The organism is Nocardia gipuzkoensis (genome assembly GCF_021183645.1).
Classification (GTDB): domain Bacteria; phylum Actinomycetota; class Actinomycetes; order Mycobacteriales; family Mycobacteriaceae; genus Nocardia; species Nocardia abscessus.
Window position 1 is genome coordinate 3,520,225 of the sequence record NZ_CP089225.1, and the last position, 18,342, is coordinate 3,538,566.

General features: G+C 68.2%; 17 protein-coding genes and 1 tRNA gene. 10 read left to right on the forward strand and 8 right to left on the reverse strand.

What is annotated here, in order from left to right; genetic code table 11:
- Positions 1-50: 50 nt before the first annotated feature.
- Entirely contained in the window at positions 51-539 is a 489-nt protein-coding gene (locus tag LTT66_RS15830) for a h domain protein (RefSeq protein ID WP_195066673.1), read from the forward strand.
- Between the two features lie 15 nt (positions 540-554).
- Here the strand turns inward: LTT66_RS15830 and LTT66_RS15835 are convergent, their stop codons facing one another.
- The 4 genes from LTT66_RS15835 to LTT66_RS15850 form a co-directional block, all read right to left on the reverse strand.
- Complete coding sequence (locus LTT66_RS15835) at positions 555-2,024, reverse strand: sensor histidine kinase (RefSeq protein ID WP_233068253.1); 1,470 nt, start codon at positions 2,022-2,024, stop codon at positions 555-557.
- Positions 2,021-2,752: a response regulator transcription factor gene (locus LTT66_RS15840; protein ID WP_233068255.1), complete on the reverse strand. Its 732-nt coding sequence runs from the start codon at positions 2,750-2,752 to the stop codon at positions 2,021-2,023. The genes LTT66_RS15835 and LTT66_RS15840 overlap by 4 nt, the downstream gene beginning before the upstream one ends.
- Positions 2,753-2,822: 70 nt before the next feature.
- Complete coding sequence (locus LTT66_RS15845) at positions 2,823-4,373, reverse strand: alpha,alpha-trehalose-phosphate synthase (UDP-forming) (RefSeq protein ID WP_181719128.1); 1,551 nt, start codon at positions 4,371-4,373, stop codon at positions 2,823-2,825.
- An 84-nt stretch (positions 4,374-4,457) separates the two neighbouring features.
- Positions 4,458-4,628 carry a hypothetical protein gene (locus LTT66_RS15850; RefSeq protein WP_169334155.1) on the reverse strand — a complete coding sequence of 57 codons (171 nt, stop codon included), beginning with the start codon at positions 4,626-4,628 and terminating at the stop codon, positions 4,458-4,460.
- A gap of 189 nt (positions 4,629-4,817) precedes the next feature.
- Between LTT66_RS15850 and LTT66_RS15855 the strand changes: the two genes are divergently transcribed.
- The 3 genes from LTT66_RS15855 to LTT66_RS15865 all read left to right on the forward strand — a co-directional run bounded on the left by LTT66_RS15855 (position 4,818) and on the right by LTT66_RS15865 (position 6,383).
- On the forward strand, positions 4,818-5,651 hold the full coding sequence (locus LTT66_RS15855) for an alpha/beta fold hydrolase (RefSeq protein ID WP_043686424.1): 834 nt from the start codon (positions 4,818-4,820) through the stop codon (positions 5,649-5,651).
- 168 nt (positions 5,652-5,819) lie between these two features.
- A complete protein-coding gene (locus LTT66_RS15860; RefSeq protein ID WP_011207082.1) occupies positions 5,820-6,062 on the forward strand; it encodes an MbtH family protein in 243 nt (80 codons plus the stop codon).
- Positions 6,063-6,311: 249 nt separating this feature from the next.
- A tRNA-Thr gene (locus tag LTT66_RS15865) sits at positions 6,312-6,383 on the forward strand.
- A 106-nt stretch (positions 6,384-6,489) separates the two neighbouring features.
- Here the strand turns inward: LTT66_RS15865 and LTT66_RS15870 are convergent.
- Positions 6,490-7,098 carry a nuclear transport factor 2 family protein gene (locus LTT66_RS15870; RefSeq protein ID WP_233068257.1) on the reverse strand — a complete coding sequence of 203 codons (609 nt, stop codon included), beginning with the start codon at positions 7,096-7,098 and terminating at the stop codon, positions 6,490-6,492.
- Positions 7,099-7,618: 520 nt separating this feature from the next.
- On the opposite strand from LTT66_RS15870, the gene LTT66_RS15875 reads away from it, so the two are divergent.
- A complete protein-coding gene (locus LTT66_RS15875) occupies positions 7,619-8,140 on the forward strand; it encodes an XRE family transcriptional regulator (RefSeq protein WP_233068259.1) in 522 nt (173 codons plus the stop codon).
- Between the two features lie 921 nt (positions 8,141-9,061).
- Positions 9,062-10,771, forward strand: a complete 1,710-nt coding sequence (locus tag LTT66_RS15880; RefSeq protein ID WP_233068261.1) for a glycoside hydrolase domain-containing protein — start codon at positions 9,062-9,064, stop codon at positions 10,769-10,771.
- Positions 10,772-10,783: 12 nt separating this feature from the next.
- Here LTT66_RS15880 and LTT66_RS15885 read toward each other — a convergent pair whose 3' ends face one another.
- Positions 10,784-11,209, reverse strand: coding sequence for an HIT family protein (locus LTT66_RS15885; RefSeq protein ID WP_233068263.1), 426 nt, complete (start codon positions 11,207-11,209; stop codon positions 10,784-10,786).
- 50 nt (positions 11,210-11,259) lie between these two features.
- Entirely contained in the window at positions 11,260-11,637 is a 378-nt protein-coding gene (locus LTT66_RS15890; protein WP_043686442.1) for a PH domain-containing protein, read from the reverse strand.
- Positions 11,638-11,817: 180 nt separating this feature from the next.
- Here LTT66_RS15890 and purD point away from each other — a divergent pair, with 180 nt between their 5' ends.
- A complete protein-coding gene (gene purD / locus LTT66_RS15895) occupies positions 11,818-13,089 on the forward strand; it encodes a phosphoribosylamine--glycine ligase (RefSeq protein ID WP_233068265.1) in 1,272 nt (423 codons plus the stop codon).
- Between the two features lie 198 nt (positions 13,090-13,287).
- Here purD and LTT66_RS15900 read toward each other — a convergent pair whose 3' ends face one another.
- Positions 13,288-14,271 (reverse strand): M23 family metallopeptidase, encoded by a 984-nt coding sequence (locus LTT66_RS15900; RefSeq protein WP_233068267.1) that lies wholly within the window; start codon positions 14,269-14,271, stop codon positions 13,288-13,290.
- A 53-nt stretch (positions 14,272-14,324) separates the two neighbouring features.
- Between LTT66_RS15900 and LTT66_RS15905 the strand changes: the two genes are divergently transcribed.
- The 3 genes from LTT66_RS15905 to purB all read left to right on the forward strand — a co-directional run bounded on the left by LTT66_RS15905 (position 14,325) and on the right by purB (position 17,749).
- Positions 14,325-15,494: a pyridoxal phosphate-dependent aminotransferase gene (locus tag LTT66_RS15905; RefSeq protein WP_181718943.1), complete on the forward strand. Its 1,170-nt coding sequence runs from the start codon at positions 14,325-14,327 to the stop codon at positions 15,492-15,494.
- Positions 15,495-15,622: 128 nt separating this feature from the next.
- Entirely contained in the window at positions 15,623-16,321 is a 699-nt protein-coding gene (locus LTT66_RS15910) for a TetR/AcrR family transcriptional regulator (RefSeq protein WP_043686453.1), read from the forward strand.
- Between the two features lie 6 nt (positions 16,322-16,327).
- Positions 16,328-17,749 (forward strand): adenylosuccinate lyase, encoded by a 1,422-nt coding sequence (purB, locus tag LTT66_RS15915; RefSeq protein WP_195094768.1) that lies wholly within the window; start codon positions 16,328-16,330, stop codon positions 17,747-17,749.
- The last annotated feature ends 593 nt before the right edge of the window (positions 17,750-18,342 follow it).

Consider the following 18,342-nt stretch of genomic DNA (forward strand, 5'->3'; position numbering starts at 1 on the left):
CAGCGGAGCGTGACCACGGAAGGCCCCGTTCCTGCCGGAGAGGACACAGCATGAACGGAATTCGAGGCAGGATCCTGCTCGCGCTCCTCGGTGTGGTGGTCGCCGTAGCCGCGGTGATCGGCGGCGTCAACGGGTACCGCTACTGGGACGACCGGCAGGCCGAGCAGTCGCGCAAGGACGCGGTCGCGACGGCGGGCCGCACCGTCGAGGCCATGTTCACCTACAACCCGCAGACCGTGGACACCGAGCTGCCCAAGTCCGCCGACAACTTGACCGGCGACTTCCGCGCGGACTACCTGACCCTGATCGAGAAGCAGATCGCGCCGGGCGCCAAGGAGAAGCAGCTCACCGTCACCGCGACCACGCAGGCGGGCGGTGTCATCTCCGCCGACAGCTCGCACGCGCAGGTCCTGCTGTTCCTCAACCAGGTCATGACGAGCAAGGACACTCCGCAGGGCACCACCACCGGCAGCCGCGTGCGCGTCGCCTTGACGAAATCGGACTCGCGCTGGCTGGTCGAAGCGGTCACGCCGGTCTGAGCCCGCGGCGAGGCGCTAGGACGACTCCGAGGACGGCCGGCGCGGCAGCCGCACCGTGAACGTCGTCCCGGCCTCGGTCGAACTGCGCACTCCGACCTCGCCGCCATGTGCGGTGACCAGCGCTTGCACGATGGACAGGCCGAGCCCCGTGCCGCCGCTTGTTCGCGCGCGGGAGGTGTCGGCGCGATAGAAGCGCTCGAAGACGCGTTCGGCGTCCTCGGGCGGCAGTCCCGGCCCGGTGTCGGCCACCTCCAGCAGCACGTGCTCGGGGTCGGGCGCCAGTGCCACCGTCACCATCGCGTCGGGTGCGGTGTGCGTGACGGCGTTGTTCAGCAGATTGCCCAAGACCTGACGTAGTCGCGCCTCGTCGCCGACCACCTCGAGCGTCCCTTCGCCCGGTTCGATGGTCAGCTCGATGGTGCGGACGGGTCCGTCGGTGTGCCCGGCGGCGACCATGGCGCGCGCGTTGTGCACCGCGTCGCTGGCCACGGCGAGGAGGTCGACCGGGCCCAGTTCCAGCGGGCGCTGCGCGTCCAGCCGCGCGAGCATCAGCAGGTCTTCTACCAGCACACCCATTCGCTGGGATTCGCGCTCGATGCGGTCCATGAAAGTGGCGGGATCGTCCGTGGCGCCCTGGCGATACAGTTCGGCGAACCCGCGGATCGTGGTCAACGGGGTGCGCAGCTCGTGGCTGGCGTCGGCGATGAAGCGCCGCATGCGCTCCTCGGACCGGCGCGCCGCCTCCTCGGAAGCGGCGGTCGCGGTGAACGCGCGCTGGATCTGCGCCAGCATGCCGTTCAGTGACCTGGACAGCCGATCGACCTCGGTGTTCGTGCCGCGCACCGGGACACGGCGGTGCAGGTCGCCGCGGGCGATGGCCGCGGCGGTGCTCTCCACCCGGCGCAGCGGCCGCAGACTGCGCCGCACCACGAAGTACGCGATCACCGCCAGCACGGCCAGGACGATCGCCCCGACGATCAGCTCCAGCATCACGAGCCGGTGCACGGTGTCGGTGTTCTGTGTGAGCGGCAGCGCCACCGTCGTGGTGCCGTCCGGTGTGCGCACGGTCAGCGCGCGCCAGCGGATCGGACCTCCGTCCGTGGACCCGACCGTGTACGGACCCGTCCGTGGCGTGGCCGGCAGATCGGGTTCGGCCTCGTCGACACCGAATGCCTTCAGGAAGACCGCGCGTCCATCGGTGCGTATCGAGCGCACATAGAACTGGCTGGGGGCGTGGCGTGGTTCGGCGGGCAGCACCGGCGGTGGCGGCCCGCGCCTGGCCCATTCCATCGCGCCCTCCCGCAACTGCTGGTCGGTGCGGTCGGTGAGCTGCTGTTCCAGGGCCGAGGTGACCACCATGCCGGAGACCAGCAGGCCGAGCCCGGCGGTGAGCACCAGCAGCACCATCAACGTCACGCGCAGCGGGACCGAGGAGAGCAGGCCGGAAATCTTCGCGCGCGCCGTGACGATCCGGCCCGGGCTCATGTACCGCTCTTACGGTGCGGCGCGCGCATCACGTAGCCGACGCCGCGCAAAGTGTGGATCAGCCGGGTGTCGCCCGTGTCGACCTTCTTGCGCAGGTAGGAGACGTAGGTCTCCACCACGCCGACCTCGCCGCCGAAGTCGTAGCGCCACACGTGGTCGAGGATGCGCGGCTTGCTCAGCACGGTGCCCGCGTTGACCATGAAGTAGCGCAGCAGCGTGAACTCGGTGGGCGAGAGCGCCACCGGCTCACCCGCCTTCCACACCTCGTGGGTGTCGTCGTCGAGCTCGATGTCCTCGAAACGCAGACGCGAACTCTCCCGCTGCGGAGCGCCGTGACCGGCGCGGCGCAGGATCACCCGCAGCCGGGCCACCACTTCTTCCAGGCTGAACGGCTTGGTGACGTAGTCGTCGGCCCCGAGGGTGAGGCCGGTGATCTTGTCCTGCACGTCGTCGCGCGCGGTCAGGAACAACACGGGCGCGTCCACCCCGTCGGCGCGCAACCTGCGCAGCAGGCCGAAGCCGTCCATGCCGGGCATCATCACGTCCACGATGAGCGCCTGGGGGCGAAAGGTGCGCGCCTTGTCCAGCGCTTGCGCGCCGTCGGCCGCGGTGTCGACCTCGAAGCCCTGGTAGCGCAGGCTCACCGCGAGCAGTTCGACGATCATCGGCTCGTCGTCGACCACCAGGACCCTGGCTTCGGGTATCTGCTGCACGGACGCACCACTCATGGCTTCATGGTCCGGTATCCGCCTGCGAAGTTCCTGGACCGAAGCTGGGTGGTTCCTGTGAACGCGCGACTCAGCGTGGTTCGCGGTCCTCGGGATAGACGTCGTCGTCGGTGAGCAGCGCGCTGCCCGCGACTTGGTCCTGCGCCAAGGCATCGAGGAAGGCCCGTGCCCAGCGATCGACGTCGTGGGCCAGCACCTGCCTGCGCAGCGACCGCATCCGCCTGCGCTTGACGTCGCGCTCGTCCTCCAGCGCGGCGACGATGGCGTCCTTCACGTCGTCGAGGTCGTGCGGGTTGCACAGGTATGCCTGCCGCAGCTCGGCGGCGGCGCCGGTGAACTCGCTCAGCACCAGGGCGCCGTTGAGCCCGCTGTGACAGGCGACGTACTCCTTGGCCACCAGGTTCATGCCATCGCGCAGCGGCGTCACCAGCATGACGTCGGCGGCCACGAAGAACGCGATCAGCTCGTCGCGCGGAATCGGGCGGTGCAGGTAGTGCACCACCGGATAACCGACCCGGGCGAACTCGCCGTTGATCCGGCCGACCTGGCGTTCGATGTCGCCGCGCATCTGGATGTAGCTCTCGACCCGCTCGCGGCTCGGGGTGGCCAGCTGGATCATGACGGTCTCGGAGGGATCGACCCGGCCATCGATGAGCAATTCCTCCAGCGCGTTGAGCCGGATGTCGATGCCCTTGGTGTAGTCCAGCCGGTCCACGCCGAGCAGGATGTTCTTCGGGTTGCCGAGTTCGGCCCGGATCTTGGCGGCGCGCTCGCGCACCGACCTGCGCCGGGAGTGCTCATCCATCTCGGTGGAGGCGATCGAGATCGGGAACGCCCCGACCCGCACCGTACGGAACCCCACCTGGACGACGCCGAGCTTGGAGCGCACGCCCACCGAGCCGCGCGAGGTGGGCTGGCCGGCCAGCCTGCGGGCCAGGTAGAGGAAGTTCTGCGCGCCGCCGGGCAGGTGGAAGCCGATCAGATCGGCGCCGAGCAGGCCCTCCACGATCTCCGTCCGCCACGGCATCTGCATGAACAGCTCGACCGGCGGGAACGGGATGTGCAGGAAGAACCCGATGGTCAGGTCGGGGCGCAGCATGCGCAGCATCTTCGGCACCAGCTGGAGCTGATAGTCCTGGACCCACACGGTCGCGCCCTCGGCGGCGACCTTGGCGGTGGCCTCGGCGAAGCGCCGGTTCACGGTGACGTACGCGCTCCACCACCTGCGGTCGTAGACCGGCCGCACGATCACGTCGTGGTACAGCGGCCACAGGGTGCCGTTGGAGAAGCCCTCGTAGTAGTCGGCCACCTCTTTCGCCGACAGCGGGACCGGATGCAGCTCCAGGCCGTCCTCGATGATGGGGTCCACGTCGACGTCCGGGACGCCCGCCCAGCCGACCCAGCCGCCTTTGTTGTTGCGTAGGACCGATTCCAGGGCGGTCACCAAGCCGCCGGGGCTGCGTTTCCACCGGGTGCTGCCGTCGGGCAGTCGTTCGAGGTCGACCGGGAGCCGATTGGCGACGACGACGAAACCGGAGCCCGCGCCGGAGCCGGTGGTTCCCGCCGCGGTGTCAGCAGTCGAGGTTTCTCTGGCGTGCTCGGAGTCGTCGGAGGGGTTCATCTGGTCCACTCACGCATCCTTTGCGCGTTGCTGTATCCCGCTGGAGTTGTGTAGTCGACGTCGCCGTTGGCGTCGAGAACGAGGCTATTCGCCTCGAGCGTTCGGTCCAATACCCAACATGGACAACAACATCCGGCATTCATCGGCGTCCTCGGCGTATGCCGCGACCACCCGCTGCGCCTGACGCGCGGTTTCGTCGGCGAGCGGTTCCAGATCGTCGTCCGCAATGTCGTTCGCGCTGCCCTTCGCGGCCATCGTCAAGTCCTCCCGGCTTTAGTGCGCTCTTACCCTGCGAAAAGTCAATGGTATGCGACGCTGGGAGGTGCGCCCGCCGGGGCGTTGGCGCAAGCGTGGCACGCGCCACCAGGGCACCCCGGTCGGTGCGTCGCCCCCGCCGGTCCCTATACCGTGGGGGAGCAGCACCAACTCCACGAAAGGGTCGACATGCCGCTGGCCACGGTGAACGGGATTTCCCTCAACTATCAGGTGAAGGGCGACCGCGCCAGGGGCACCGACACCAAGGGCTCCGCGCCGCTCGTCGTCATGATCATGGGCACCGGCAGTCCCGGCCGGGTGTGGGAGCTGCACCAGGTTCCCGCCCTGGTCGCGGCCGGTTACCGGGTGTGCACGTTCGACAATCGCGGGATCGCGCCGTCCTTCGAGGCGGCCTCCGGCATGACCGTCGACGAGCTGGTCGCCGACACCGCAGCCCTGATCGAGTTCCTGGACGAGGGCCCGGCGCTGGTGGTGGGCACCTCGATGGGGGCGCGCGTCGCGCAGGAACTGGCGCTGGCCCGCCCCGAGCTGGTGCGCAAGGCGGTGTTCATGGCCGGGCACGGGCGCCTCGACCAGTTCCAGAAGACGCTTTCCCTCGGCGAACACGAGCTCGACGCCGCCGGGGTGAAACTGCCGCCGAAATACGAGGCGGCGATCACCGCGGTCATGAACCTCTCGCCCGCGACCATGGCCGAGCCGAACGCCGCGCGCGACTGGCTCGACCTGTTCGAGTTCACCGGCGGGCCGGTCTCGCCCGGTATCCGGGCGCAGCGGCGGATGGACCACGATTTCGATCGGGTGCAGGCCTACCGGGCGATCCGCGTGCCCTGTCTTTCGATCGGTTTCGCCGACGACCGGATGATTCCGCCGTATCTGTCCAGGGAGATCGCGGACGTGATCCCGGGCGCGCGGTACCAGGAGGTACCGGACGCGGGGCATTTCGGATATTTGGAACGGCCGGAGGCGGTCAACAAGATTCTGCTGGACTTCTTCGCGGGCTGATTGCGCGTCGGCGAGGCGACAGCGTAGGTAACCGCCCAGGCGTAACGTCTTGCTTGCTAGTGTCGAAACAACGCTCGGGCTCTCTCGGCGCCAGGGGTTGGCAGCAACCCGGCACCGTGTGAACCAGGAGCGATCCCGTACATAGCGCCAGTATCCAGTGAGGTGAAATTGAGCACCAACCCCTTCGATGATGAAGACGGCCGCTTCTTCGTCCTGGTCAACGACGAGGAACAGCATTCCCTGTGGCCCGCCTTCGCAGAGGTTCCGGCCGGATGGCGAGTCGTGTTCGGCGAGGACAGCCGTGCCGCCTGTGTCGAGTACGTGGAGAAGAACTGGACCGACATGCGTCCGAAGAGCCTGCGCGACGCCATGGCCGCGGACGATGCGGCCCGGCAGGGCGCCCAGTCCTGATCGGTCCGCCGAGTGCCGCGCCCACCGCGCGGCAGGTTCGCGGCTCTGTCTCGGCGCACGCCCGAGCGACCGCCGCCTGTGACGTCGTCGTGGGCGGGCCGGTCGCTCGGGTCTGAGCGGGGCCGTGAGCGATGCTCGATCTCGCTTCACTCGAAAGCGGTTGTCGGGTCGGGTCGCGTTCATCGCCGAACGCGGATTCCGTTTGTCACACAGACGGCGAGCCCGGTTATGATGACAACCGCTTTTCCCGCCTCCTTAGCTCAGTGGTAGAGCACTCGCCTTGTAAGCGAGCGGTCGTCAGTTCAATCCTGACAGGGGGCTCCGTCGGCCGCTGCGCGTCTGAAGCTCAGTGGTAGAGGCCGTGGCCCTCATTCTCGGTGCCGCTGCACCGTTTCGATCCACCACAACGTTGGCTCGGGTCTAGTTCTCAGACACCGACAGCTACCGCGTAGTGCTGACGCTTCAGGCTCATCGTGCTTGCAAACTCGAGCACTGGTGTAGATGCATTCACGCCAAGGTCTGAGAGGCTGGTTCCTGCGGTCTCGGTGGGATTCGCCGCCAGCAAGCCGCCGATCGCGCGCCAAGCCACCATGCTGGGCCCGTTCAGTACCATCCAGATTGCGTCGTGCGGGGTGATCTGGTCGAGGAGGAAGGCGACGTCATCGCTCGGCTCGCACACGACAGCGACAACGTCGCCGCTTGCTGTGGTGTGTTCGAAAAGCCACTCGATCTCTATGGGGTTCCGGTTGGCGAACGCCGGTGCTAGCACGTCGAACGCCTCGGCGCGGTCGAGTTGGTGCTCATCGAGCGCGGTGCGTACGAAGACACCCGCGACGATCGGCCGCTCGGTGTGCTCATGGATTGGTGGCAGCGCCTCGGGCTCCGCATCGAGCGCGAACGCCAGCGCTTCGCGATAGTCCTGCTTCGCTTCCGCGAGCGTGTCTGCGCCACCGAGGATGCTCTCGGGCATCGAATAGTATTGCCACTTCGGCCCAGCGTCCGGGCAGAAGCGGTACACAACAGTCTGTGCGCTCACTTACCCACCTCATTCCGGGCTTCGGAATCGGATAGACCGATGTCAACTACAAGGATACGTCGTAGGATGTTTCCGTTGATCTCGACGCCATCGTGGAACGCGAACGTGAACCTGCCGTTCTTGCCCTGGTACACGCGATGCGATCCACGTTGCCGGAGGGGAGGCCCGCAGTGTCGCTCGATGATCGCAACTACGTAACCTGCTTTCTTCGCAGGCCACCGATCCCCCAACTCGTTGGCCCCCTCCAGCTTCGGTTGCGTGCATCTAGGCGTGTCGAGCTTCTCGATCGTATCCGAGGCGGCGCGAAGCGTCGAGATTGCGAGCGACCTGTGGACGCCGGTGCATCGCTCGATGGATGGTCATCACAATCGACGCCTATGGGCGGCCGCCGGACGTGGCCTGATCCGGCAATCCTGACGGGGCGCCACCGACGCATGCGAACCTACCACTCGCGCTCCCTGTACGTGCTCTGGAGAAAGTGATGCGGCTACCGATCGAGTCGTTGGGGTTCGGTGCCGTGATGGCCGGCCGAAGCCTCTCCGGCGGTGCGGACGGAACCGAGGTCGACTCGGCTATAGGTGAAGTCGCGCCCGAGCAGTTCGCCGCTGCGCGGCGCCCGAGGATGCCAGGCAATTACTCGGGGATCTGGCTGTCCCGTTACGAGTACTACTCGTCCGGACAAGATGCGACGTTCACGGCTGTGCACCATGTCGTGGTGTTGCAGCACGACAGCCGGCTGACGGTGCGCTCCCTGCCGAACTCCGCGCAGTCCTCCATGGAGATGGACTTGACCGTTGACGGGCACGTCGCTACTGGCACATGGCGCGAGCACACCGCCCAGGACGGCTACTACCGCGGCGCCTACTACCACGGGGCTATCCAACTGCTGATCGAGCTGACCGGTGCCCGGATGGCAGGGAAATGGGTCGGCTTCGGCAAGAGTTTCGAAATCAACTCCGGGCCGTGGGAGTTGGTGTTGCAGGACTCCTCGACGGCCAAGGCCGCCATCGACGCCTACGACCGCCCGCCGGACCTGGCTTGACGGATGTCACGTCGTCGCGGCGTTGTCGCGACTCGGTTGGTCTCTGCCGGATTGTGTAGGGCCATCGTGTCACCGTGGAGGCATGGACGATGCGGGATCCGGGGTACATACCGCCAGAGATGCCCGGCCCCGCCTCGCCCGCGTTCATCGCGGCCGTGGCAGCTGCTCTTACACCCTGGCGGGCGACGATGCCGGAGCGCACACCACCATTCGCAAATTGTGGCGCAAGGTCCTGGCATTCAACGACGAACCTCTGAGCGCGCCGGGCACGCTGGAGAAGATACGGCCGCACTGCATCGGGGCTCATGCGCAACCACCCACAGGTCCACAGGACCGTCCGTGTACTCGCCCACGCCCGCCGCGGCACCGACTCCCTGGCCAGTTCGCCAAGTGGCCAACGTCAAGATCTGAACTGGCAGACCGGGTTACCCGGGCTGCCCGGTAGATGCAGTCGCTTGCGGGCATGGCGTGACCGCGCTGAACGAGTTCGGCCGAGACTTCCCGATGGCGAATGGGCAAGTGAGCCCTTTCCGGTTGCCGACGAACGCGTCCGGTTCGAATTCGTCTGTAAGCGTGGGACGATTTCTCATCCGAATCCGGATGGAATGGGCGAGAGAAAGGGGCGACCAGTATGGCGGGCGGTAGCGAACTACCAGCAGGTCTGATTACCGACCGACTGGAATGTTTTCGGCTACGAGTCTGTTTGTAGTCTGGTGTGCGCAAATAGGTCTCGCGACGAGCCGGTTCAGGTCACGCGCAAACACCGGATGGGCTACAAACGAAACATACTGGCATACTTCGCGCATACGCGGGAAAATCGACTGTGTCGGGTTCTCCATCTGCCGAAAGTTGCTGAGATGTACGAATACAACGCGTTGCCACCGACCGATACGCGGGCTCGTACGAACCAGGGGGTGTGCGATGACTGAGCTGATCGACTTCTCCGCCGCGCTCATCGAGCCACAAGCGATCAAGGACGCCGGATACGCGGGCGTCATAGGCTACTTCAGCGATTCCCGCCCGGGCACGAATTTCGGTGCGAAGCCGCTGCGGCGGGATTACTGCGACCGATTGCGCGCCCTCGGGCTGGAAATAGTGACCAATTACCAGTACGGCAAGGGTGAGACATCGGACTGGAAAGGTGGTTACGACGCGGGTGTGCATCATGCGCGGATCGCGCTCGATTACCATCTCGCGGCCGGGGGACCCGGCTTCCGTCCGCTGTATGCCCCCGTTGACGCGAATCCGTCGCTGAACGAGTGGAATTCGCTGATCGCACCGTTTCTGCGGGGCTGGGCATCGGTCGTCGGGTTGGAATGGACCGGCATGTACGGCAATGCCCGATGCATCGACTGGGCGCTCGAGGACGGCGTCGCCACCTGGTTCTGGCAACACAACTGGTCCGGCGATTCCTCGATCAACGGCGACCATCCGGCCGCGCACCTCCATCAGATCCGCATCGACCGCGATCGGGTCGCCGGTGTCGTGGTGGACGTCAACAAAGTTCTCGCCGACGACTACGGCCAGTGGTCGAAGGCCGTCCCGGATCAAGGAGGAGCGATGCAGAAGCCGGACTACGTCGAATTGGACCGAATGGGCAACTCCGCGTCCAGCCGTCACGGGGCGCGCATCGAGAACTTCCTGCTGCACACCCAGGAAGGCAACGGAACGGCCGAGAGCCTGGCCAACTATCTGAACAACCCGGCGAATGGGGTGAGCTACCACTACACGGTCCGTGATCGTGTGGTGGTCGACGTGGTCGACACCGATCTGGCCAGCTGGTCGGTGCTGGACGCGAACCCGTTCACGATCAACCTCTGCTTCGCGGGCAGCCGCGTGGCGTGGAGCCGGAACGACTGGCTGCGCATCCGCGACGACATTCGGATCGCGGCCTGGCTCGCGGTGCAGGACGCGCGCAAATACGGGTTCGACACGCACGTCATCGCACCGCCTTACCAGCGGCGCCAGGGGATCTCCGACCACAAGTACGTCACCGAGTGTCTCGGCATCGGCACGCACACCGACGTCGGGCCGAATTTCCCCTGGGACGTGTTCGCCGACGACGTGCGCGGCTTCGCCACCGGCGAGCCGGGCGGCTCGGAGCCGAACGCGATCAATGATTGCGCGGCCGCGAATCCGTGGCTCGGCGCCCGGATCACGAATGGCGAGATCGCGACGCCCGACGGCGCGGGCCGCTTCGCCCAATTCGAACACGGGTACATCTATTGGCATCCGGACACCGGTGCGCACGCCATCCCGGAGACGCTGTGGGGAAAATTCGAGGAACTGGGCTGGGAGGCCGGTCCGCTCGGCTACCCGATCACCGATCGCGCCGTCCTGTCCGAGAACGGCCAGGTGGCGGGTGAGGTGCAAGGCTTCCAGGGCGGCGCGCTCTACCGGCGGCAATCGAGCGACAGCGTGCACTGGGTGCACGGCGCGATCCGCGACCGCTGGAACCGCTCGGGTTTCGAGACCGGGCCGCTGGGCTGGCCGACGAGCGACGAGATCCCCTGGGACACGGGCGCCTATCAGGATTTCGAGCACGGCCGGATCTATTGGACCCCGAGCCAGACTTTGGCCACGGTCGCGGTCGGCGGAATCGATACACCCCTGCGCGATGTGGCGAGCTGACCCAGAGGCGGGCTAGTCGGGAACGTTGGCGCCGTGGCCGAGTTCGCGCAGTGCCTGCTTGATCTTGGCCTGGGCCTCGTCCAGGGACTCGGGGCTCGGATTCGGGTCGGCGCCGGAGATGTCGAAGTCGCCGAGTGAGAAGGCCGGGAACACGTGCACGTGCAGGTGCGGCACTTCCAGTCCCGCGATCAGCAGACCGGCCCGCGGGGCGTCCCATGCCGCGCGCACGGCCTGGCCGATCTTCTGGGCGACGGCGGACAGCCTGGCGAAGGTGTCGCCGTCGATGTCCTGCCAGTGGTCGATCTCCTTGCGAGGCACCACGAGCGTGTGACCGGGGGTGACCGGGGCGATGGTGAGGAACCCGACGAACTCGTCGTCCTCCCAGACGAAACGGCCCGGGAGCTGACCGGCGATGATCGCGCTGAAGACAGAAGCCATGTTCCGCAGCGTAGACCGGCCGGTGCGCCGAAGCGCCGGACCGGCCCCCGCTACACCGCGACGAAGTGCGACAGAATGCCCTGCACCTCGTAGATGTCGACCTGCCGGTTGAACCGCTTCAACAGCGGCTCGGTGGTGCCCGCGATCCAGATGGCCAGTTCGGCGTCCAGATCGAAGGTGCCCGCGGTCTCCACCGAGAAATGGGTGATCGCGCGATAGGGGACGCTGTGGTAGCTCACCTTGCGGCCGGTGACGCCCTGCTTGTCGATCAGGATCAGGCGGCGGTTGGTGAACAGCATCGCGTCGCGGACCAGCAAGTACGCTGCGTAGACCTGTTCGCCGTTGCCCAGGAGCTTGGCGTACTCCTGTTGCGCCTGCCCCGGCTCGATCCGGCCGGCGTTGCCCATCAGTCCGTCGATCAGACCCATTTGTCAGCACTTCCTTCGGTGCTCCGGTGGCAGGAGCGGTCAGGCCCCCGCACATGCCGGAAAGGACACAGTGGTCGGGTGCGGGCCCGATACGCCCACACCCGTTGTCCCCATTCATCATCCCCTTCCCGAGCACCGGCAGCGGCGAAGACGGGCAACGGCTCGTTTAGGCTGTCTGCCGTGCGTGTACTCGTCATCGGTTCCGGAGCCCGTGAACATGCCCTCGTCCTGGCGCTGCGCCGGGACCCCGCGGTGACCGCGCTCTTCGCCGCCCCCGGTAATGCCGGGATCGCCCAGCACGCGCAGGTGCGCCCGGTCGACCCGTGCGCTGCCGAGGACGTGGTCGCGCTGGCCACCGAGGTGGACGCCGACCTGGTGGTGATCGGCCCCGAAGTCCCGCTGGTGCTCGGCGTCGCCGACGCGGTGCGCGTGGCGGGCATCGCCTGTTTCGGCCCGTCGGCCGCCGCCGCCCGGATCGAGGGCTCCAAGGCCTTCGCCAAGGACGTGATGGCCGCCGCGGGTGTGCGCACCGCGCACAGCGAGGTCGTGGACAACCCCGCCGAGCTGGACGACGCGCTCGACCGGTTCGGTCCCACCTGGGTGGTGAAGGACGACGGACTCGCCGCGGGCAAGGGTGTCGTGGTGACCGCCGACCGCTCCGCCGCGCGCGACCACGGCGCCGAACTGCTCGAGCAGGGCCACCCGGTGCTGCTGGAATCGTTCCTGGACGGCCCCGAAGTGTCGCTGTTCTGCCTGGTGGACGGCGAGACGGTGGTTCCGCTCCTGCCCGCGCAGGACCACAAGCGCGTCGGCGACGGCGACACCGGACCCAACACCGGCGGCATGGGCGCCTACACCCCGCTGCCCTGGCTGCCCGAATCGACCCTCACCGCGATCGTCGAGGACGTGGTGAAACCCGTTGCCGCCGAACTGGTGCGGCGCGGCAGCGGATTCTCCGGCCTGCTCTACGCCGGGCTGGCGATCGGCGCGGCCGGTCCCGCCGTAGTCGAATTCAATTGCCGTTTCGGCGATCCCGAGACGCAGGCGGTGCTCGCGCTGCTGGACAGCCCGATCGGCGAGCTGCTGCACGCCACCGCCACCGGCACGCTGGCCCAGCTCGCCCCGCCGCGTTGGCGCGACGGCTCGGCGATCACCGTGGTGCTCGCCGCGGAGAACTACCCGGGCCGCCCGCGGCTCGGCGACGCCATCTCGGGCGCGGGCGAGGGCGCGTTCGACGAGCACGCGACGGTCCTGCACGCCGGCACCACGCAGCGCGAAGACGGCGCCTTGGTCTCCGCGGGCGGACGGGTGCTGAACGTGGTCGGCGTCGGCGCCGACCTCGTCGAGGCGCGTACGCGCGCCTACGACCGCATCGCCGCGATCAAACTGCCGGGCAGCCACTACCGCACGGACATCGGCTTGGCCGCCGTCGAAGGTCGCATCGAGGTCTGACCGGCGGTTCGGTCGGCGCACGTCTCGATGGCCGGACGGCCGGATCGGGAGCGCGTCGGCGACCGGTCGGCAGCGTCGGCGCGATCCGCTACGCCGACCCACGGCCGACCTGGGGGTCGTCGCCTTCGGGAGCCGATGCCCAGGCAACGGTGTGCGGAGTCGTCTCCGATGCCGCCGAGCGGCCGCCTGCGTTCCGGCTCAGCCGAACGTGAGTCCGCGCAGCGCCAGCCACTGCTGCGGGTCCACGTGCTGTCCGCCGACGATCACCTCGAAGTGCAGATGCGGGCCGGTCGAGTCGCCGCGGTTGCCCATGCGGGCGATCTGCATGCCCGCGGGCACCCGCTCGCCGACCGAGACGAAGAAGTCGTACATGTGCCCGTAGACGGTGACGCTGCCGTCGTCGTGGCGGATCCTTACCCACAGCCCGAAGCCTTGCGCCGGTCCCGCGTCGATGACCGTGCCGTTGGCGACCGCGTAGATCGGGGTGCCCATCGGACCGGCGATGTCGATGCCGTTGTGGAACGTGCCCCAGCGGGACCCGAAGCCGCTGGTGAAGATGCCGCGGGCGGGCAGGGCGAAGCCGGTGGTGCCGGGGATGGTCCCCGGCTGCACCGGAGCGGTTCCGGTCATCCACGGCTGACGCTCGCCCGCGACGGCGGCGGCAGCCTCGGCCTTGGCGCGTTCGAGCGTCGTGCGCGCGGCAGCCGCGACCACCGCCTGCTCGCGCAGCCGTTCACCGTTGGCGATCGCGTTCAGCAACCGGGTCACCGAGGGCGGGGTGTTCTGCATCTGAAGCGGATACGCGACAGCGACGCGCTGCGCGCGATCCGGAGCCGGCGTGCGATCGGTGACCGTCCCGGCGAAGGACGTGTCGCCCGCGGCGAACACCGCGGCCGCGGTGAGCCCGGCCAAGAGCACCTTGTGCTTGCGCGCCAGCGCGAGCAACTCGTCGCCGGTGGGTTTGCGCCGCCACAAATCGCGCGCGTCCGGCCTGCGCCCCCACCAGGCCCGCAGGTCGCGGCGGCGTGCCCACAGGGCGCGCGGATCGACCCTGCCGCCGCGCCCGAACAGCCGCTTGCGCGCCCGTCGTGGCAGGCGCGCGCGCCGATCACGCGGAATGACGCCGATACCGCCAACTCCGCGCACTCGGTCGAGCTCGTCTGGTCGAGACCTATCGAGCATCAGGCCGACCATAACCGCGACCGTGCGGTTGCGCGTGCTCTACCGTCTGTCGAGTGTCCAGAGAATCCCGCCGGTCGACCATTCCACCTTTCTACGTGATGGATGTCTGGAAAGCCGCCGCGGAACGCGCCCGAACCCACGGTGATGTGCTCGTTCTCGCCGCGGGACAGCCGTCGACGCCCGCGCCCGCGCCGGTGCTGCGCGCGACCCGGCTGGCCATCGAGTCCGAATTGCTCGGTTACACGGAGACTTTCGGCATCCTGGCGATCCGGGAAGCGATCGCCGAACACCATCGGGAGACCTACGGTTACCACGTCGCGCCGGACGACGTGGTGGTGACGACCGGCTCGTCCGGCGCGTTCTCGCTGATCTTCCTCGCCGCGTTCGACCCGGGCGACACCGTCGTGGTCGCGCGCCCCGGTTATCCGGCCTATCGCAACACGCTCGCCGCGCTCGGCTGCCGGGTGCTCGAGCTGGACTGCGGCGCCGCGACCAGGTTCCAGCCCACCGTCGCGATGCTCGACGCGCTCCCCGAGCCGCCCGCCGGCCTGGTCGTGGCCAGCCCGGCCAACCCCACCGGCACCATGATCGCCCCGGACGAACTCGCCGCGGTGGCCCGCTGGTGCGAGGAGCACGGCACCCTGCTGATCTCCGACGAGATCTACCACGGGATCACCTACGACAGCGCGGGCGCCGACAGCGCGACCTCCTCGGCGTGGGAGACCTCGCGGGAATCGGTGGTGATCGGCTCGGTCTCCAAGTACTTCTCCATGACGGGCTGGCGGCTGGGCTGGATGCTGGTGCCGACGGGGCTGCGGCCTGCGTTGCAGCGATTGGCCTCGAACCTGACGGTGTGCCCACCCGCCATTTCGCAGTACGCCGCGCTGCACGCGTTCGGGGCGGAGGCCAAGGAAGAACTCGACGGGCACGTCCGGCGGTACGCGGTGAACCGGCGGTTGCTGCTGGACGGGCTGCCGAAGCTGGGCATCAGCGACCTCGCCCCGGCCGACGGCGCCTTCTACGCCTATGCCGACATCGGTCACCTCACCGACGACTCCCGGGCGTGGTGCGCCGACGTGCTGAATCACACGGGCGTCGCGCTCGCGCCGGGGGTGGATTTCGACACCGTCAACGGACACCGCACGGTTCGTTTCTCCTTCGCCGGAGCCACCGCCGATATCGAGGCGGCGCTGCTGCGTCTAGGGCACTATCTAGGTGTATGAAAGCCCTGCCGGGCAAGAACTTTCCGCAGTTCGGCACCCTGGCCGCGCGGATGCGGTAAAACAACGATGGTTGCTTTTCCTCGCTGATTTCCCCTGGAAGAACTGATGACGACTGGCACGATGGCACGGTGATCACCGCGACGACCCCGAAAGGCGAACGGCGTCGCCAGGCTTTGATAGCCGCCGCTGCCGAACTCCTGCTCGAAGGCGGGTTCGAGGCGGTGCGGCATCGCTCGGTTGCGACGCGCGCTGATCTGCCCCTGGCGTCGACCACCTACTACTTCGAATCCCTCGACGACCTGATCGCGCGGGCGGTCGAGTTCAGCGGCAACGCCGAGCTGGACGCGATGCGCAGGCGGGTCGGCGAGGTGAGCCACCGTCGCCGCGGCGCGGAGGCCACCGTCGACCTGGTCCTGGACCTGCTGGTGGGCGCCGACGGCGCCGACGAAGGCGCGCGCGGGCAGCTGATCGCCCGCTACGAGCGTTCGGTCGCCTCGGCGCGGCACCCGGAATTGCGCGAAGTGCAGTTACGGCTGCGCGCCCAGCTGGACGAACTGCTCGCCGACGTGCTGCGCCGGTCGGACCGGATGGTGCGGCCCGAACAACTGCGCAGGCTGGTCGCCGTGGTGGACGGAGCGGTGGTCGCCGCGCTCACCGAGATGGACCCCGAACCGCGGCGGATGGCGCGGGGCGCCCTGCTCGAGGTGATCGACATCGTCGCGCCGCCCGCACGGGGGTCGGCCCCCGAGACGGCGGCGTACGTGACCACGGACGGCCCCGTGCGCGCCACACCTGCGCAAGTGGACCGCTACCGGGCACTAGACTGACCCGACGTGAGTCTTGTCCCCAATGTCCTCGCCACCCGTTACGCCAGCCCGGAGCTGGTGCACTTGTGGTCGCCGGAGCACAAGGTCGTGCTCGAGCGGCGACTGTGGCTGGAGGTGTTGCGGGCGCAGTCGGAGCTGGGCGTAGCGGTGCCCGACGGGGTCGTCGCGGACTACGAGCGGGTGCTCGACGAGGTCGACCTCGCCTCGATCGCCGAACGCGAGCGGGTCACCCGGCACGACGTGAAGGCGCGCATCGAGGAATTCAACGCGCTGGCCGGGCACGAACACGTGCACAAGGGCATGACCAGCCGCGACCTCACCGAGAACGTGGAGCAGCTGCAGATCCGGCTCTCGCTCGAGCACGTGCACGCGCACGGCGTCGCGATCGCCGCGCGGCTGGCCGAGCGCGCCGCCGAGTACCAGGCGCTCGTGATGGCGGGCCGCTCGCACAACGTCGCCGCGCAGGCCACCACGCTCGGCAAGCGGTTCGCCTCCGCGGCCGACGAACTGCTGATCGCGCTGTCGCGGCTGCGTGAACTCATCGACCGTTACCCGCTGCGCGGGATCAAGGGCCCGATGGGCACCGCGCAGGACATGCTCGACCTGCTCGGCGGCGACCCGGCCAAGCTCGCCCGGCTGGAGCAGCAGGTAGCCAGGCATCTGGGCTTCGCGACCGTGCTCACCAGCGTCGGCCAGGTCTATCCGCGCTCGCTGGACCACGACGTGCTCTCCGCCCTGGTGCAGGTGGGCGCTGGCCCGTCCTCGTTCGCGCACACCATCCGGCTGATGGCCGGGCACGAGCTGGTCACCGAGGGTTTCCAGCCCGGTCAGGTGGGCAGCTCGGCGATGCCGCACAAGATGAACACCCGCTCCTGCGAACGGGTCAACGGCTTGCAGGTGGTGCTGCGCGGTTACGCCTCGATGGCGGCCGAGCTGGCCGGTGCGCAGTGGAACGAGGGCGACGTGTTCTGCTCGGTGGTCCGCCGAGTCGCGCTGCCGGACGCGTTCTTCGCCATCGACGGGATGATGGAGACCTTCCTCACCGTCCTGGCCGAGTTCGGCGCCTACCCGGCCGTCATCGCCCGCGAACTGGACCGGTACCTGCCCTTCCTCGCCACCACCCGCATCCTCATGGCGGCCGTGCGCGCCGGTGTCGGACGGGAGACCGCGCACGAGGTCATCAAGGAGCACGCCGTCGCGGTCGCGCTGGCCATGCGCGAGCAGGGCCGCGAACCCGACCTGCTGGACCGTCTCGCCGCCGACGCGCGCCTCCCGCTCGATCGCGCCGCCCTCGACGCGGCGCTGGCCGACAAGTCCGCCTTCGTCGGCGCCGCCGAAGCCCAGGTCGCCGACGTCATCGGCCAGGTGCAGAAACTCGTCGACCGCCACCCGGACGCGGCGCGGTATTCGCCGTCGCCGATCCTGTAGGGGAACTGAGGCTTCTGCGGCGAAGCGGCTCGTCATTCCGCGAAACCGTGTGTTCAACGGCCACAGCGCGCGCTCAGCGACGTCCGCAGACGACGACACGGTCGCCGCAACCTCTCCAACCGAGAGTGCTGCGACGACCGTGTGAATCCAAGGGATCGCGGGAGGGGGCTCTTTTTGCGTTTCCGGGATCTTTACCGGATCAGAACACGCCCAGCTTCGTGCACATCCAGGTCAGCGCTTCCTCGCGATCGGTTCCCGGAATGGTCCGAGTCGCGTACGTCGGCTTGCTGACCCAGCGCCGCGCACCCCAACCGGACACCGGCCGGACAGTCCACCAGCCGACTTCGCGATGCAGCGTGTATCCGCCACCCGTGTCGTCTGGGTGCAACCGCCGTCGGGGGTGGGGGCGAGACAATGCCCTGGCGACACCGATCACCCGATCTCGTAGAGTGACCGGACCGTCGTACTCGGCGTAACGTCGCCCACTCGGCAAACCCATGTCATCCCTCTATCCGCAGTCGACCGCGCTGACAACACGCTCTTGGGAGGTGGTCTCGATCGGACCATACGGCCTGCCCTGGATCGTACCGCTC